This window comes from Thermomonas sp. (assembly GCF_020850895.1).
Taxonomy (GTDB): Bacteria; Pseudomonadota; Gammaproteobacteria; order Xanthomonadales; family Xanthomonadaceae; genus Thermomonas.
This window is the reverse complement of the sequence record NZ_JADZDS010000041.1, coordinates 25958-41521: the sequence shown is the minus strand read 5'-3', so window position 1 is coordinate 41521 and position 15564 is coordinate 25958. Positions and strand designations below refer to the sequence as shown.

Here is a 15564-nt window from a genome sequence, read left to right as displayed (position 1 = left end):
GCGGAGTTCGGCGTGGGCGTGGAGCGCGGCGGGTTCGGGTTCACGATCGGAGGCAACTGGACCGATGGTGGCAAGTACGACAGCGTGCTGGGCGGACAGGCCACCTTCCGCTATTCCTGGTAAGGCAAGGCAATTGGATCAAGGAAGGGCCCGGCATTGCCGGGCCCTTCTGTTTGTGTCGGAAATGTGGAAAGCGGACAGGAAAGCGAAGACACGCATCGCCAGAAATGCGGGGACGCGCATCGTACGCATCAACACGGAAAATGACGACAGCCGCTGATGCGGTTGTTGCCGTGCCTATCCCTGCGAAGCCAGAAATGCCAGCAACCGCTTCAGTCGTGGCTTGGGGTTGGCGAACCTGACCTGCTGTTCGTCGAAGGCCTCCGGATCGAACCTGCCTCGCTGCCCCTTCTGGCCACTTGCCCAGACGTGGGAGGATGCGTATTCCGGGTCGCTGGGATTGGCCAGGGTCGCCAGCAGGTCTTCATAACCGGGCGGGCCACCGCAGTCATCCGGCGGGGCGGAACGTGCGCCATCCGTACAGCGCGGATAGCGTTTGCCGGGGGCCGAGGTCTGGATGTCTTCGAGGGTGATTCGGTGCAGCCAGCCATCGCCGAAGTCGTACTCGTACTCCAGCAGTGGATTGGCAAGGGTGAGGTGGTCGGCCACGCGATGCTCCCAGTCCGGAAGCGGGGGCGCATCGTCGAACTCGTCCAGCGGCATGCCGAAACGCGGATTGTCTTCCCGACCGTCACCGGCGCGGAATTCGTGCAGGTGGCTGTCGTTCCAGCCGAAGGCGCTCTGGATGGCGACGTGCAGGTCCCAGAACGTGAAATCGCTTGGAATCTGCAGACGACGCCAGATCGACGGCTGGATGTGTTCGAGTTCGACGTGGAGTTGCAGGACGGTCTGTGTCACAGCGGGCCTTTGCTCAAACTGACCACGCCTGCGTAAGGGTATGGGCACAGGATTGGCACAACTCTGACACAGGGGAGATGGCGCGCCTGGAGGGATTCGAACCCCCGACCAATGGCTTCGGAAGCCACTACTCTATCCGGCTGAGCTACAGGCGCGTTGCTCGCGATGACGGTGCATCGCGGGCGGCTATTCTCGCATGATTGCAGTGCGAGTTGCGGCTGCTAGGCTAGCGGGATGACGCGACACGATCTGACGGCAACCGATGGCGATGCCTCGCATTGGAGCGAGCGGTTGCGGGGCTATCGCGCCGCGGTGGGTGGCGATCGGCCACTTGGCTGGGTGATGGTGCTGGGCCCGGTCGGATGGGCATTGTGGGTGGCTTCTGCAGGACATCCACCCGTGGGTTTGGCCGTGGCCTTCGTTGCGGGCGGGATTCTGTTGCGTGCGGCTTGCTGCATGATCGACGGGTATTTCGGGGCCCTGCAGGACGCGCGAGCCGGGCGGATTGCCCGGTTTCCCCCGGATGCCGATCGCGTTGATCCGCGCTTGGCGGCGCTTCTGTGCGTGGTGCTGCTGGTGGTTGTGGCATCGCTCATCCTTGCCCTCAATCCGCTGACGGCTTGGCTGGGGGCGTCGTGGTTGCTGTTGGCGCTGGGCTATCTGCTGGTCAAGCGTCACCTGTATCTCGTGCAGGCGTATGTTGGGGTGTTGGCGAGTTGGGGTGTGCCACTGGCGTTTGCGGCGGTGACGGGCGAGGTTTCGCATGCCGGGTGGACGTTGTTCATCGCCAGCGTGCTCTTGGTCACCGCCAGTGCCACCTGGCGAGCGATGGCCGAACGGGACGAGGATCTGCTCACAGGCGTCAAGTCGATTGCGCTCTTGCTGGGCGGGGTCGAGAGGGTCGCCCAAGGCGTGCTGTATGGCTGCGCCATGGTTGCACTGGTGCTGTTTGGTCGAACCGTCGGTCTTGGATCGTGGTACTGGCTGGGCTTGCTGGTTGCGACGCTCTTGGCAGGCTTGGGCGTGCGTGCGGCTCGGCGGTGCGACCCTGCCGGCTGCCTGCATGCACTGGACTTCAGTGGGTGGATGGTGGCGGCGGTGTATTTCGGTATTGTCCTCGACTACGCATTGCGCGCCCGGGTGATTGAGGCGTGAATGCTCGGAATGCCGTGCAGTTGGCTTGGTCGGTGCGGCTGGCGTTGCGCTGCTCCGCATTCGCGGAGCGTTGGTTTCCCGATGCCTATGTGTTCGCCGCGCTGGGCGTGGTTCTGATCGCTGCCTGTGCGGTGGGATTTGGAGCCAGCCCCAGTGAGACCGCGACCCGCTTCGGAGAAGGGTATTGGAGCCTTGTGCCGTTCACCCTGCAGATGATTTTCGTGGTCGTTGGTGGCTACGTGGTGGCGACCGCACCGGTGGTGGCGCACGGGATCGAGCGCTTGGCACGGGTGCCACGCAGCGGTCGCGGTGCGGTGTGTTTCGTGGCGCTGGCGTCGATGCTCAGCTCGCTGCTGAGTTGGGGATTTTCGCTGGTGTTCGCGGGCTTGCTTGTTCGGGCCTTGGCGCGTCGTCGCGAGTTGGACATGGATTACCGCGCTGCAGGTGCGGCGGCGTATCTCGGTCTCGGCGCGGTGTGGGCGATGGGGCTGTCGTCCTCGGCAGCACAATTGCAGGCCAATCCCGCCAGCATGCCGCCGGGGCTGCTTCAGGTCACCGGGGTGTTGCCGTTCACCCAGACGATTTTCCTCTGGCAATCGATCGTGTTGACGGCAGCGTTGATCGGCGTGTCGTTGCTGGTGTGCTGGCTGACTGCACCGACCGGCGATGCGGCGCGACGGGCGTACGAGTTCGACGCATCGTTGGCCGAAGCTGCCGATGCGCAGGCTGCAGTGCCCGCCGCGGCCAAACGACCCGGCGACTGGCTGGAACACAGCCCGCTGCTGGTGATCTTGCTCTCGCTGCTGGGCTTTGGCTGGCTGTTCCTCGAATTTTCCGCCAAGCCCGTGGTGTCGGCGATCGCCAACCTCAATACCTACAACTTCCTGTTCCTGTCTCTAGGCCTGCTGCTGCATTGGCGGCTGCGCAGTTTCCTTGATGCGGTGGCGCGGGCAGTGCCGTCTACCGCCGGCGTGCTGATCCAGTTTCCGCTCTACGGCGGGATGGCGCTGATCCTGACCAAGGCCGCGGGTGCCGATGGCATCACCCTGTCGCACCGGCTGTCGCAGCTGTTCGTGCAGATCGCCAGTCACGACAGCTTTGCCGTGGTCATGGGCGTGTATTCGGCGGTGCTTGGCTTCTTCGTTCCTTCCGGCGGCGGCAAGTGGATCATCGAGGCACCCTATGTGATGCAAGCGGCGAATGAACTGCACTTCCACCTCGGCTGGACGGTGCAGGTCTACAACGCTGCTGAGGCCCTGCCGAACCTGATCAACCCGTTCTGGATGCTGCCGTTACTGGGCATCCTCGGGCTGCGCGCGCGTGATCTGGTCGGCTTCACCTTCGTGCAACTGCTGGTGCATGTGCCGCTGGTGCTGGGTCTGCTGTGGCTGCTTGGTGAAACCTTGGCCTACCTGCCACCGGTGATGCCGTAGGCATACGGATTTGCGCTTCTTGAACCACCGTCGCACCTTGAAAGCCGCGCGTTCGCAGCTTGCTCACGCCACCCGCGCACAGACCCACGCATCGACCCGTCGTGCCCCGGCCTTGCGCAATGCCGCCGCCGCCGCGTGCAGGGTGGCGCCGGTGGTCATCACGTCGTCGAACAGGGTGACGTGTTCGGGCAGGGCCACCCCTTCGGCCACGCGAAAGGCACCGCGCAGGTTGCGTTTTCGCGCCGCCGCATCGAGTGTCGATTGCGCCGCGGTGGCGCGGGTGCGCAACAACAGGTCATCCCGCAATGGCACCCGCAATGCACGGGCGAGTGGTTTCGCCAGTTCCAGCGCCTGATCGTAGCCGCGGCGTCGCAATCGGCCCGGATGCAATGGCAAGGGCACGATCGCGCTAGGGCGCGGACAGTCGAAAAATCGCTGAACCAAGCATTGGCTGATCACCCGCCCAGCCGCGAAATCGGAGTGGAATTTCAATCGCGGCAGCAGGCCATCGACCGGGAAGGCGTAGACGAATGCAGCGACGACGCCATCCAGCGGCGGCGGATGTTGATGGCAATGGCCGCAGGTGCCGGCGTTGGACAGCGGCAGTGCGCAGCGGGCGCAGGCGGAGCCTTGCCAGGGCAGCGCATCACGGCAGGCGGAGCAAAGATCGCGCTCGGGCAGGCCGGGATCGCCGCAGGCCACGCAGCGCGGCGCAAACAACCAGCGCAAGGGCGCGCGCAGCGTTGCGTCAACTTCCGATGGTGTTGATTGGTTGACGTGACTGTCCATGCATCCCAGACTGCGCGCATTCGCGTTCCGCGTCTTCGGAAAAACCCCGTGTCCGCCGTCAGATCGTTGCCCGTTGTCGACTTCCCGATTCGCCATGACTGGACCCGCGCCGAGGTCGAGGCCCTGTTCGATCTGCCGTTCACGGAATTGCTCTATCAGGCCGCCCGCGCGCATCGTCAGCAGTTCGATCCCTGCGAGGTCCAGGTCTCGACCCTGTTGTCGGTCAAGACCGGTGGTTGCCCCGAGGATTGCGCCTACTGCCCGCAGTCGGCATCGCACGGCACCGGGCTTGTGGCCAGCAAATTGATGGACGTCGATGCGGTGGTCGAACAGGCGCGGCAGGCCAAGGCCGCCGGCGCTTCGCGCTTCTGCATGGGCGCGGCCTGGCGCTCACCGAAGCCGCGCGACATGCCCAAGGTGACCGCCATGGTGCGTGCGGTGAAGGCGCTGGGGCTGGAAACCTGCGCGACGCTGGGCATGCTGGACGCGGGGCAGGCGCGGGCGCTGAAGGACGCCGGGCTGGATTACTACAACCACAACCTCGACACCGATCCCGAGTTTTACGGCGAGATCATCGGCACTCGCACCGTGCAGGACCGCTTCGACACCCTTGGGCACGTCCGCGATGTCGGCATGAAAACCTGCTGCGGCGGCATCGTCGGCATGGGTGAGACCCGCCGTCAGCGTGCCGGCTTGCTGGTGACGCTGGCGAACCTGCCGGCGCACCCGGATTCGGTGCCGATCAACCAATTGGTGCCGGTGCCGGGGACGCCGCTGGCCAACGCTGAGCCGCTGGATCCGTTCGAATTCGTGCGCACGATTGCGGTGGCGCGCATCGTGATGCCGGCGTCGATGGTGCGGCTGTCCGCCGGCCGCGCCGAGATGAGCGACGAACTGCAGGCCTTGTGCTTTGCCGCTGGCGCCAACTCGATTTTCCACGGCGACAAGCTGTTAACCACCGGTAACCCGGATACGGAGTACGATAACGCCCTGTTCCAGCGTCTCGGTTTGCGTCCCATGGCCATCGATCAAGTGAAATCCAGCAGCAGCGACATTCCCGGCCTGACCATCGTCGGCAGCAGTGGCGGGTGCTGCGGTGGCGGCTGCTGCACCGAAGGCAACAACTGCTCGTGCAGTGCGGGTGGTGGTGGTTGCGGCACCGGCGGCAGCAAGTGCGGCTGCAAGGACAGCAAGGCCGAGGCGGCACCGGCGGGCCTTGCCATGCCGGTGCTCGAGGCCGCCCCGGCTGCATGCGCGCCGGAGGACGGCTGCGGCTGCGGCTGCGGATGCGAAGCCGCCTGAGCGAGCGCATCGCCGCGCTGCATGCGCAGCGCGAATCGGCTCATCGACAACGATTCCGGCGCACGGTTCTGCGCCGCGAAGGTGTGCGTTGCGAAGTCCTCGATGGCAGCCAATCCCGCTGGCTGCTGAATTTCTGCAGTAACGATTATCTGGGCCTGTCGCAGCATCCGCGGGTGCTGGCCGCGCTGCGCAAGGCGGACAGCGCGGGCAGCACGGCCTCCCATCTGGTCTGTGGTCATGACGCGCAGCATGCGGCGCTGGAAGAGGCGCTGGCCGATTGGCTGCAGCTGCCGCGCGCGCTGCTGTTCGGTAGCGGCTACATGGCGAACCTCGCGGTCTTGCAGGCGCTGCTCGGCACGGGCGATCTGTGCGTACAGGACAAACTCAACCACGCCAGCCTGATCGACGGCGCGCGGCTGGCGGGATGCACCTTCAAGCGTTATCCACACGCCGACGCAGCCGCGGCGGGCCGGCAGCTGGTGGCGCATCCGGAAGGTGTGGCGGTGTTGGCCAGCGATGGCGTGTTTTCGATGGATGGCGATGTTGCGCCGCTGCCTGCATTGGCGGCGGAGGCGAAGCGTCACGAGGCGTTGCTGTACGTCGACGATGCCCATGGCATCGGTGTGATGGGCGCGTTTGGGCGTGGCAGCGTTGACGCCGCCGGACTGACCGTGGACGACGTGCCGCTGCGCTTGGTGACCTTCGGCAAGGCACTGGGCGGTGCGGGAGCCGCGTTGGTGGGCGATGCGGACTTGATCGAACACCTGCTGCAAACCGCGCGGCCCGGCATTTACACCACCGCATTGCCACCCGCGCAAGCGGCGGCGACGCTGGCGGCACTGATGATTGTACGTAGCGAGGAAGGCGATGCATTGCGCCACCGCTTGCGGGACAACATCACCCGCTTCCGCGTTGGCGCGGAGGCGCGTGGCCTGTCGTTGCGGTCATCGCAGACCGCGATCCAGCCACTTCTGGTGGGCGCAGATGCCGAGGCCATCGCGCTGTCCGCTGCGCTGGAGCAACGCGGTTACTGGGTGGCTGCGATCCGCCCGCCGACGGTGCCGGAACACAGCGCGCGGTTGCGCATCACCGTGTCGGCGGCGCATGCATCGGAACAGATCGATGGCGTGTTGGATGCGCTGACGGAGGCCAATGCGGTTCGCTGACGGAAGTCGGTATTGACTCAGACGCTGATGCAGACGTATTTCAGTTCGGTGTAATCGTGGATACCGTACCTCGAGCCTTCACGGCCCACGCCGGATTGCTTGACGCCACCGAACGGCGCGACTTCGGTCGAGATCAATCCCGTGTTGATGCCGACGATGCCGGCCTCCAGCGCTTCCGACACGCGGATACTGCGGGCGAGATCGCGGGTATAGAAATACGCCGCGAGACCGAATTCGGTGGCATTGGCCTGTGCAATCACCTCGGCTTCGGTCGTGAAGCGGAACAGCGGCGCGACCGGGCCGAAGGTTTCCTCGTGGGCGATGCGCATATCGGCATCGACATCGAGCAGGACGGTGGGTTCGAAAAAGGTGCCGCCGAGCGCGTGCGGCTTACCGCCGATGGCGAGCCGCGCACCCTTGGCTAGCGCATCAGCGACGTGTTCTTCGACCTTGGCCAACGCCTTCACGTCGATCAGCGGGCCTTGGTCGGTGGCGCCCAGCAGGCCATCGCCGACCCGCAGCGCCGCCACCGCCGCGACGAGTTTCTCGGAGAATGCGTCGTACACACTGTCATGCACGAACAGGCGGTTGGCGCAGACGCAGGTCTGGCCGGTGTTGCGGTATTTGCTGGCGATGGCGCCGGTGACCGCAGCATCCAGATCGGCATCCTCGAACACGATGAAGGGCGCATTGCCGCCCAGCTCCAGCGATAGCCGTTTCATGCCGTCGGCGCATTGCGCCATCAAGCGCTTGCCGACTGCGGTGGAACCGGTGAAGCTGAGCTTGCGGACCTTCGGATTCGACGTCATCTCCATGCCGATGGCAGGTGCATCCTGCCCGGTGACGATGTTGAGCACGCCCGCCGGCACGCCGGCCTGCTCGGCCAGCACGCCCAGCGCCAACGCCGAGAACGGCGTCTGGATCGCCGGCTTGCAGACCACCGTGCATCCCGCCGCCAGCGCCGGCCCGAGCTTGCGTGTGAGCATGGCCGAGGGGAAATTCCACGGCGTGATCGCGGCGACCACGCCAACCGGCTGGCGCAGGGTGTGGATGCGCCTGTCGACGGCATGGCCGGGAATGGTGTCGCCATCCATGCGCTTGGCTTCCTCGCCGAACCATTCGAGGAAACTCGCGGCATAGGCAATCTCGCCGCTGGATTCGGCCAGCGGCTTGCCCTGCTCGGCGGTCATCAGTGTCGCCAGATCCTGCTGATGTTCCAGCATCAGGTCGGCCATCCGGCGCAGCACGCGAGCGCGTTCCTTGGCGGTCGTCGCGGCCCACGCCGGGAATGCCGCATGCGCGGCGTCGATCGCGCACCGGGTTTCCCCTGCACCCATGTCCGGCACGCGGCCCAGGAGGTCGCCGCTGGCGGGGTTGCGTACCTCGCAGTGACCGCCCGCATCGGCATCACGCCAGTGGCCGTCGAGATAAGCCTGAGTACGCAGCAAGGCGGGGCGGGACAACGAAAGACTCATGGCGAAAGGTCCTTGCGGTCGATGCGGAAGGCGGACAAGGCCAGTATGACCACCGTGGCGTGATGGCCCTTGTCTCGACAGCTCAGCCAAGGCGTTCCAGACTATTGAGTCGGCAAGACATCTCTCGGGAAGACCCCAACAGCCGTCATCCCCACGAAAGCGCGGATCCATGGACGTTGATTGCTTGAATTGCAAAAGCCATGGAGTCCCGCTTTCGCGGGAATGACGAGCAGAAGGAGCGCTGCAACCTCCCCTGGACGCGTGCCGGATGCCCTCATCGTGCAAGGTTCAGGTTTTGAGCAGCAGCAGCGACGCCCCATTGACGGGTTTGAAGGTCATCGAGCTGGCGCGGATCCTGGCCGGACCGTGGATCGGCCAGACCTTGGCCGACCTCGGTGCCGACGTGATCAAGATCGAGGCGCCGGACGGTGATGACACCCGTCGCTGGGGGCCGCCATTCGTGCGCCATGCCGATGGCAGCATTGGCGATGCCGCGTACTACCACGCTTGCAATCGCGGCAAGCGTTCGGTGGTGGTGGACCTGCGCGTTGCCGCGGAGGTGGATCGCCTGCGCGCCCTGATCGCGCAGGCCGATGTGTTCATCGAAAATTTCAAGGTCGGTGGTCTGGCGAAATACGGCTTGGACTATCCCAGCCTGCATGCGCTCAATCCTCGATTGGTCTACTGCTCGGTCACGGGCTTTGGCCAGGACGGCCCGTATGCACAGCGCGCCGGGTACGACGCGATGATCCAGGCCATGGGCGGGATCATGAGCCTGACCGGCGAGGCCGATGGGCCGCCGCAGAAGATCGGTGTCGCCTTTGCCGACCTGTTCGCCGCCCAGCACGGCACCATCGCGATTCAGGCGGCGTTGCTGCAACGGCAGCGCAGTGGTTGCGGTCAGCACATCGATATCGCCTTGCTGGACTCGATGGTCGGGATGCTGGCCAATCAGGCGATGAATTATCTCGTCTCCGGCAGCGTGCCGATGCGCATGGGCAGCGCGCATCCGAACATCGTGCCCTACCAGCCGTTCGCCACCTGCGATGGCGAGTTGATGCTGGCGGTGGGCAACGATACGCAGTTCGCGCGGCTGTGCGTGGTGCTGGACCTGCCGCAATTGGCGGAAGATCCACGCTTCGCCACCAATGCACAGCGCGTGCAGCATCGCGAGGATCTGGTGCCGCTGCTTGCGGATGCCTTCGCGCGGCGGCCGCGTGCCGAGCTGCTTGCGGCGCTGGAACGGCAAGGCATTCCGGCCGGGCCGATCAATCGCGTCGATGAAGTGTTCGATGATCCGCAGGTGATCCATCGCGGGCTGCGGCTGTCTCTGCCTGATGCCGATGCGGACGGCGGTACGCTGCCGGGCGTGCGCACGCCGATGTTGTTCTCCGACAGCCCGATGGCATTGGCGCGACGATCACCACGGCTGGGTGAACACACGGCAGCGGTCAACGCTGCGCTGGCTGCAGCTTCAGCGTGGCCCGCGCGCGGGGATGCCGCATGAGCCTGCATGTCGAGGTCATCGGCAACGGGCCACCCTTGGTCATGCTGCACGGCTGGGCGATGCACGGTGGCGTGTTCAAGCTGCTTGCGGATGCGATGGGCGGGCAGCGCACACTGTATTTGGTCGATTTGCCTGGCCATGGCCACAGCCGTGACAGCGCGGTGCTGTTGGAACTGGATGCCTGCGCACGCGCCGTACTCGATGCGGTGCCCGCGGCGCCGTGGTGTGGTTGGTCGATGGGCGGTGCGATTGCGCTGCATGCTGCCCATCTCGCACCGCAGCGGATTCCCGCATTGGCCATGATCGCGGCAACCCCGCGCTTCGTGGCGACAGAAGACTGGTCCGACGGTATGCCGGTGGACGCGTTCGCGAAGTTCGAAACCGGGCTGGCATCGGATTGGCGCGGTACCGTGGATCGCTTCCTTGCACTGGAGGCCTTCGGTCTTGAAGACGCGCGCGAGCGGATGCGGCAGTTGCGCACGTTGGCGATGGAACGGGGCGCGCCCTCACCGCGCGTGCTGGCGGAAGGTTTGCGCTTGCTGGAGACCACCGATCTGAGGCCCGCGCTGTCGGCCATGCCGATGTCGAGCCTGTGGATGGCCGGGCGTCGTGATCGTGTGGTGTCGCCACAGGCGATGCAGGCGGCTGCAGCATTGGCGCCCGCTGCACAGTTCGTGCAGATTGCCGGTGCCGGCCACGCGCCGTTCTTGACCCATGTCGATGCCGTGGCATCGGTACTGTCGGATTTTCTCGAGAATACGCAGGCATGACCAAGCCGATGTTCGATACCCGCCAAGTCCGTCGCGCATTTTCGCGCTCGGCGGCAGGCTACGACGTGGTGGCGGGCTTGCAGCGGCTGGTCGAATCGCGCCTGCTTGAATCACTGGAGTATCTCGACGACCCGGCCTTGGCACGCAAGCCGCCGCAGCGGGTACTCGACCTTGGTTGCGGCACCGGCCACGCCAGCATGCTGCTGCAACAGCGCTGGCCGAAGGCGGAGATCCTGTCATTCGATCTTGCCCTGCCGATGCTGCGGCAGGCGCGCCACGCGGCGAAGCCAGCAGGCCGTTGGCTCAGCAACCCGTTTGCACGGACGCCGCTGCAAGTGTGCGCGGATGCGCGGCAGCTACCGCTGGCCAATGCCAGCATCGACGTGATCTTCTCCAACCTGTGCCTGCAATGGGTGGAAGACCTCGGGGCGGTGCTCAACGGCTTCCGTCGCGTGCTGAGGCCGCAAGGCCTGCTGCTGTTTTCCACCTTCGGCCCGGAAACCCTGTGGGAATTGCGCGATGCCTTCGCGCAGGCCGACCGCGTACCGCATGTCAGTCCATTCGTCGATACCGCAGGCATCGGTGATGCGCTCATCAATGCCGGTTTCTTCCAGCCGGTGGTGGATCGCGACGAAGAGGTGACGCGTTATCCCGACCTGTCGGCCCTGATGCACGAACTGCGTGCGCTCGGTGCGACCAATGCACTGACCCGTCGCCGCCACACGCTCACCGGCCGCGGTCGTTTCGCCGCCGCCGCCGATGCCTACGACATGCATCGCACCGACGCCGGCTTGCCGGCAACCTGGGAAATCATCAGCGCAATGGCCTGGGCACCTGAATACGGTGCACCGATCCGTGAAGGTGGTGTCGATCTGGTCTCGATCCCGGCAGACAGCATCCCGATCCGGCGGCGGCGCTGAAGCTGTCGGCCGCCGATGCGCGGCCCCGCGATTCAGCGCTCCAGGATTGCGGTCACGCCCATTCCGCCTGCGGTGCAGATGCTGATCAGGCAACGACGGCCGGCACGCTGGCGCAGCTCCTTGGCGGCGGTGGCGACGATGCGCGCGCCGGTGGCGGCGAACGGATGGCCGGTGGCCAGTGAGGAGCCGTTGACATTGATCCGCTCCGGATCGATCGCGCCCAGCGGCGCGGACAGCCCGAGCCGATCATGGCAATAGTCGGCGCTCTCCCACGCCTTCAGCGTGCACAGCACCTGCGCGGCGAAGGCTTCGTGGATCTCGTACAGGTCGAAATCCTGCAGGCGCAGGTTGTTGCGCGCCAGCAGTTCGGCCACGGCCACCGTCGGCGCCATCAGCAGGCCTTCGCCGTGGACGAAATCGACCGCCGCCACCTGCGCGTCGCGCACATGGCAGAGCACGTCGTACCCATGCTGGGCGGCCCACGCGTCGCTGGCCAACAGGCAGGCAGCGGCACCGTCGGTGAGCGGGGTGGAATTTCCGGCGGTCAGGGTGCCCTTGCCGGAAGTCTTGTCGAACGCCGGCTTCAGCGAGGCGAGTTTTTCGAGGCTGGAATCGGGCCGCAGGATGTTGTCGCGGGTTTCACCACGGAAACCGACCACGAGATCGTCGAAGAACCCGCGCCCGTAGGCGGCAGCGAGTTTCTGATGCGAAGTCACCGCAAGCGCATCCTGCGCTTCGCGGCTGATGCCCCATTCCTTGGCCATGTCTTCGCAGTGATCGCCCATCGACTTGCCGGTGCGCGGCTCGGCCACGCCGGGGAAATCGGGCTTGAGTTCGCCGAGGCTGAACCCCTTGAGCGCCGACAGCTTCTGCCCGGTGGAACGCGCTGACTCGACATTGAGCAGGCGGCGGCGCAATTGCTGGCCGTAGACGATCGGCACGTCCGATGTGGTGTCCGAGCCGCCGCCGATGCCGGCCTCGATCTGGCCGGTCGCGATCTTGCCGGCGATGCCGAGGATCGTGTCCAGCGAGGTGCCGCAGGCGCGTTGCATGGTGATGCCGGGGGTCAACGGAGACAGCCCGGACGAGAGCGTGGCCTCGCGGCCGAGGTTCCAGTCGGAGGAGTGCTTGATCACCGCACCCATCGCGACTTCACCGAGTTGCTTGCCACTGAGTCCGAATTTTTCCACCAGCGCGCCGAGCGTGCGCACCGACAAGCCGATGTTGCCGACATCGGCATAGGCTGTGTTGCGACGGCAGAACGGGATGCGGACGCCGCCGAGCACGGCGACTGGACGACCGAATTGCATGGCAGGCCCTCGGCGGCAGGAGGCCGCGCGCATAATGTAGTCAGTGTAGTGTGACGATATCGAGTCGAAGCTCCAGATGAACTCCCGCAGAAACGTGATGCCCGTGTTCCGGGGGCTGGTGGCGATCGAGCTGCGCGAGGCCGGGCAGGCGGCGAACCCGGCACTGTCCAGCGTATCCGCAGGCGATGTCGCCGCGATGCTGGGTCGCGATTTGGCCAAATTGGCACCGCAGGTCGCCAACTGCGATCTTGGCTTGCTGGCGGTCCATTACGACCCGGCCGAAGTGCTGCGTCCGGGGTGGCCGGTCCACGCGGTGCTGGAGGACCTGCTGCAGCGACTCCCGAACGATGGCTTGGGCGCGCGCATGATCGGCTTTGGTGCCGATGCCGAGGGCAACGTGCCGGAACCACTGCGTGCCGATCCGGACTGCGCAGGCGGCGTGCTGCGGGTCATCCCCTTCATCCTGCGCGGCGCGGCGGTGGCGGAGGTGACCGAGGCGCTGGAAGCGGACTTGTTTGATCGTGGCATGGCCGAGGCGGATTTTGCACTCGCGCTGCAGGCGGGCATCGGCGTGCGGGTCGAACACATGCGCTACCAGAGCCTGCATGACCTGCTGGCGATGACCGCAATGCAATACCAGCACGCGGGTCTTGAACCGCTGTGGACGCTGCTGGATGCAGCGCTGCTGGCACCGCAGTCCGACTGCGTGATCGATCAACCACCGGAGCCCTTGGCCTGTTATGCCGAGGGCGAAGTACGGATCGGCCTGCTCGACGCCGCAGCGTGGCAACAGCGCAATGCTGCGGGTGTCAGTGATCGCGCGCAGCTGGCGCAGGGGTTCGCCATGTTCGAGATGCGCCAGCGGCAGTTCGCTGCGGTGCTGCGTGCGCACGGCGTGCCGGTGCAATTCGTGCATTGCCCGGAGGCCGATCCGCGCCACTTGCGCTGAGGCGCTGCGACAAGGCTTGGTCGATCAGGAACAACAACGGGGCGGCTCGCGCCACCCCGTTGCGAACAGCCGCGGCTGTCGGATTACAGGTCGATGCCGAAACCTGCGCCCACCGACGATTCACCGCTGGCGAAGCTGGCGCCGATCGAGAACGAACCGGTGCTGCCCACGCGGCGGCCGTAACCAATCGAAATCGCACCCTGGCCACCCTGCGTGCCCAAGCCCACTGCAAGCCGGCCATTCGGGCTGGTACTGATCGCCGCGTTGACCGCCATCTGGGTCATCGCCGTGCCCATCGCACCGATCCGGTTGATGCGGGTGTCGGTCTGGGCAAAGCGGGCATCGACCTGATGCTGGTACTGGGTGAAAGTGTCGTTCCAGGCCGCAAAGCGCTGGTCGGTGTAGGCCTTGGAAGACGCCAGCGTGGCGGCGTCACCGGCGCTCATGTCGGCGCGGATCGCGGTTTCTCGGGTGTCGGTGTACGCATTGGCGATCCCGACCGCATTGTTGGCCGTGGTCAACGCGGTATCCGCGGTCGCTTGTGCGGCATCGGCACTCTGCTGGGCGTGGTCGGCGGTGTCCTGCGCATGATCGGCACTGGCCTGTGCATTGTTGGCAGCAGTCAGCGCGGTATCCGCGGTGGCCTGGGCGTTGTTGGCGGCGGTCATCGCCGAGTCGGCGGTGGCCTGGGCGTTGTTGGCGGCGGTCATCGCCGAATCAGCCGTGTTCTGTGCGTTGTCAGCCGAGGTCTGGGCGTTGCTGGCGGCGGTCGCCACCGTGTTCAACTGGCCGACATTCACCGCGTCGGTTGCGGCTACGCCGTTGGCAACACCACCGACCACGTTGTTGCCCATATTGATCGTGGTGTTGTTGATGATGGTGAAGCTGCCGCCGCCACCGCCGAACACCGCATTGAGGCTGTTGAAGCCATAAGTCATCGTGTTGCCGCTGCGGGACACGGTCAGGTTGCCGTTTGGATCGTCGGTCTCGAAGTCCACCGTGTCGCCATCGCCGATCAGCTGCGCCGCGCCACCCGCGGCGCTCAGGTTCCAGCCGCTGAAGCTGGTGATCCCGCTGATGGCGGCATTCATCTGGCCCAGGTTCACCGCATCGGTGGCGTCGATGCCGGCGGCCACGTGGATCAGGCGCGCGTTGAGCTCGCTGCCGTAGGCCACGCCGCCGAGATTCAGGTCCGTTGCGGAATGCCCGAACGACACCACCCCGGCGACATTGGCCACGGCTTGATAGCCCAGCGCGGTGCTGTTGGCTTGCAAGGCTTGCGACTGATAGCCGAACGCGCTGCTGGCACTGCCATTGGCCCGGTTGTCTTGGCCGAACGCGCTGCTGCCATTGCCATTGGCCCAATTGTTTTCGCCGAAGGCGCTGCTGTTGTCGCCAATGGCGTAGTTCCAGTGGCCGAAGGCGCTGCTGTACCTTCCAGCAGACGTATTGACGACGCCGAACGCACTGCTGTTGTAGCCAGAGGCGGTGTTCCCGCTGCCGAATGCGCTGCTGCCGATGGCCCAGGCCTTGTTCCAGTAGCCGAAGGCGCTGCTGCCATCGGCATAGGCGAAGTTCTGGTTACCGAACGCGGAACTCACCTCCGCGCTGGCGTTGTTGCCGATGCCGACTGCGCTCGCGCTGGCCCTGCAGGTGGTGTTGTCGGAACCTGCCTCGCTGCCTTGGTCGGTGGATGGGGCCGGCGAGACATCGGTGCCGTCAGGATTCTTGCACGGAGAGTCTGCCGCAAACGCCGGCATCGACAGCGCGCCCAACAGGGCAAGGCTCAGGGCGGAGAGCGCCAAGCGGCGCGGAAGATGGGTACGGGCTTGCATGGTCGCGTGTCCTCAGGTCAGTCCGGCGGGACTGC

Annotated in this window: 12 protein-coding genes, 1 tRNA gene and 1 pseudogene; 8 read left to right on the top strand and 6 right to left on the bottom strand. The window is 65.6% G+C overall.

Translation table 11 applies throughout. The annotated features are described in order from the left end of the window. Nucleotides 1–297: 297 nt before the first annotated feature. Nucleotides 298–918: a plasmid pRiA4b ORF-3 family protein gene (locus IT472_RS03865; protein WP_297178654.1), complete on the bottom strand. Its 621-nt coding sequence runs from the start codon at nucleotides 916–918 to the stop codon at nucleotides 298–300. A 78-nt stretch (nucleotides 919–996) separates the two neighbouring features. Beyond that, nucleotides 997–1073: transfer RNA gene (locus tag IT472_RS03860), tRNA-Arg, on the bottom strand. 79 nt (nucleotides 1074–1152) lie between these two features. Between IT472_RS03860 and IT472_RS03855 the strand changes: the two genes are divergently transcribed. Both IT472_RS03855 and IT472_RS03850 read left to right on the top strand, forming a co-directional pair. After that, nucleotides 1153–2073 carry a UbiA family prenyltransferase gene (locus IT472_RS03855; protein WP_297178651.1) on the top strand — a complete coding sequence of 307 codons (921 nt, stop codon included), beginning with the start codon at nucleotides 1153–1155 and terminating at the stop codon, nucleotides 2071–2073. Further along, a complete protein-coding gene (locus IT472_RS03850) occupies nucleotides 2070–3506 on the top strand; it encodes a TIGR00366 family protein (RefSeq protein WP_297178648.1) in 1437 nt (478 codons plus the stop codon). Before IT472_RS03855 ends, IT472_RS03850 begins: the two co-directional genes overlap by 4 nt. A gap of 63 nt (nucleotides 3507–3569) precedes the next feature. Here IT472_RS03850 and IT472_RS03845 read toward each other — a convergent pair whose 3' ends face one another. Continuing rightward, nucleotides 3570–4295: a ComF family protein gene (locus IT472_RS03845; RefSeq protein ID WP_297178646.1), complete on the bottom strand. Its 726-nt coding sequence runs from the start codon at nucleotides 4293–4295 to the stop codon at nucleotides 3570–3572. Between the two features lie 66 nt (nucleotides 4296–4361). Between IT472_RS03845 and bioB the strand changes: the two are divergent. Together bioB and bioF are read left to right on the top strand one after the other, a co-directional pair. Continuing rightward, nucleotides 4362–5315 (top strand): annotated as a pseudogene (bioB, locus tag IT472_RS03840) (biotin synthase BioB); the annotation flags it as partial. 266 nt (nucleotides 5316–5581) lie between these two features. Further along, nucleotides 5582–6763, top strand: coding sequence for an 8-amino-7-oxononanoate synthase (gene bioF, locus IT472_RS03835; protein ID WP_297178643.1), 1182 nt, complete (start codon nucleotides 5582–5584; stop codon nucleotides 6761–6763). 17 nt (nucleotides 6764–6780) lie between these two features. On the opposite strand, the gene IT472_RS03830 is transcribed toward bioF, so the two are convergent. Continuing rightward, nucleotides 6781–8238, bottom strand: coding sequence for an NAD-dependent succinate-semialdehyde dehydrogenase (locus tag IT472_RS03830; protein WP_297178640.1), 1458 nt, complete (start codon nucleotides 8236–8238; stop codon nucleotides 6781–6783). A 295-nt stretch (nucleotides 8239–8533) separates the two neighbouring features. Here IT472_RS03830 and IT472_RS03825 point away from each other — a divergent pair, with 295 nt between their 5' ends. From IT472_RS03825 to bioC, 3 genes are read left to right on the top strand one after another with little or no spacing between them, the layout of a single operon-like run. Beyond that, entirely contained in the window at nucleotides 8534–9745 is a 1212-nt protein-coding gene (locus IT472_RS03825; protein ID WP_297178637.1) for a CaiB/BaiF CoA-transferase family protein, read from the top strand. A 2-nt stretch (nucleotides 9746–9747) separates the two neighbouring features. Next, nucleotides 9748–10515, top strand: a complete 768-nt coding sequence (bioH, locus tag IT472_RS03820) for a pimeloyl-ACP methyl ester esterase BioH (RefSeq protein ID WP_297178661.1) — start codon at nucleotides 9748–9750, stop codon at nucleotides 10513–10515. Next, nucleotides 10512–11435 carry a malonyl-ACP O-methyltransferase BioC gene (gene bioC, locus IT472_RS03815; protein WP_297178634.1) on the top strand — a complete coding sequence of 308 codons (924 nt, stop codon included), beginning with the start codon at nucleotides 10512–10514 and terminating at the stop codon, nucleotides 11433–11435. Before bioH ends, bioC begins: the two co-directional genes overlap by 4 nt. A 32-nt stretch (nucleotides 11436–11467) precedes the next feature. Here the strand turns inward: bioC and IT472_RS03810 are convergent, their stop codons facing one another. Continuing rightward, nucleotides 11468–12745 carry an acetyl-CoA C-acetyltransferase gene (locus IT472_RS03810; RefSeq protein ID WP_297178632.1) on the bottom strand — a complete coding sequence of 426 codons (1278 nt, stop codon included), beginning with the start codon at nucleotides 12743–12745 and terminating at the stop codon, nucleotides 11468–11470. Between the two features lie 76 nt (nucleotides 12746–12821). Here IT472_RS03810 and IT472_RS03805 point away from each other — a divergent pair, with 76 nt between their 5' ends. After that, on the top strand, nucleotides 12822–13694 hold the full coding sequence (locus IT472_RS03805) for a hypothetical protein (RefSeq protein WP_297178629.1): 873 nt from the start codon (nucleotides 12822–12824) through the stop codon (nucleotides 13692–13694). 83 nt (nucleotides 13695–13777) lie between these two features. Here the strand turns inward: IT472_RS03805 and IT472_RS03800 are convergent, their stop codons facing one another. Beyond that, complete coding sequence (locus tag IT472_RS03800) at nucleotides 13778–15529, bottom strand: hypothetical protein (RefSeq protein WP_297178626.1); 1752 nt, start codon at nucleotides 15527–15529, stop codon at nucleotides 13778–13780. Nucleotides 15530–15564 lie beyond the last annotated feature (35 nt).

Bases quoted from the DNA above. Each gene is read 5' to 3' on its own strand.
- IT472_RS03845 (WP_297178646.1), bottom strand. From the start codon at position 4,295: ATGGACAGTCACGTCAACCAATCAACACCATCGGAAGTTGACGCAACG.
- IT472_RS03810 (WP_297178632.1), bottom strand. From the start codon at position 12,745: ATGCAATTCGGTCGTCCAGTCGCCGTGCTCGGCGGCGTCCGCATCCCG.
- IT472_RS03830 (WP_297178640.1), bottom strand. From the start codon at position 8,238: ATGAGTCTTTCGTTGTCCCGCCCCGCCTTGCTGCGTACTCAGGCTTAT.
- IT472_RS03805 (WP_297178629.1), top strand. From the start codon at position 12,822: ATGAACTCCCGCAGAAACGTGATGCCCGTGTTCCGGGGGCTGGTGGCG.
- bioF (WP_297178643.1), top strand. From the start codon at position 5,582: ATGCGAAGCCGCCTGAGCGAGCGCATCGCCGCGCTGCATGCGCAGCGC.
- bioC (WP_297178634.1), top strand. From the start codon at position 10,512: ATGACCAAGCCGATGTTCGATACCCGCCAAGTCCGTCGCGCATTTTCG.
- IT472_RS03800 (WP_297178626.1), bottom strand. From the start codon at position 15,529: ATGCAAGCCCGTACCCATCTTCCGCGCCGCTTGGCGCTCTCCGCCCTG.
- IT472_RS03855 (WP_297178651.1), top strand. From the start codon at position 1,153: ATGACGCGACACGATCTGACGGCAACCGATGGCGATGCCTCGCATTGG.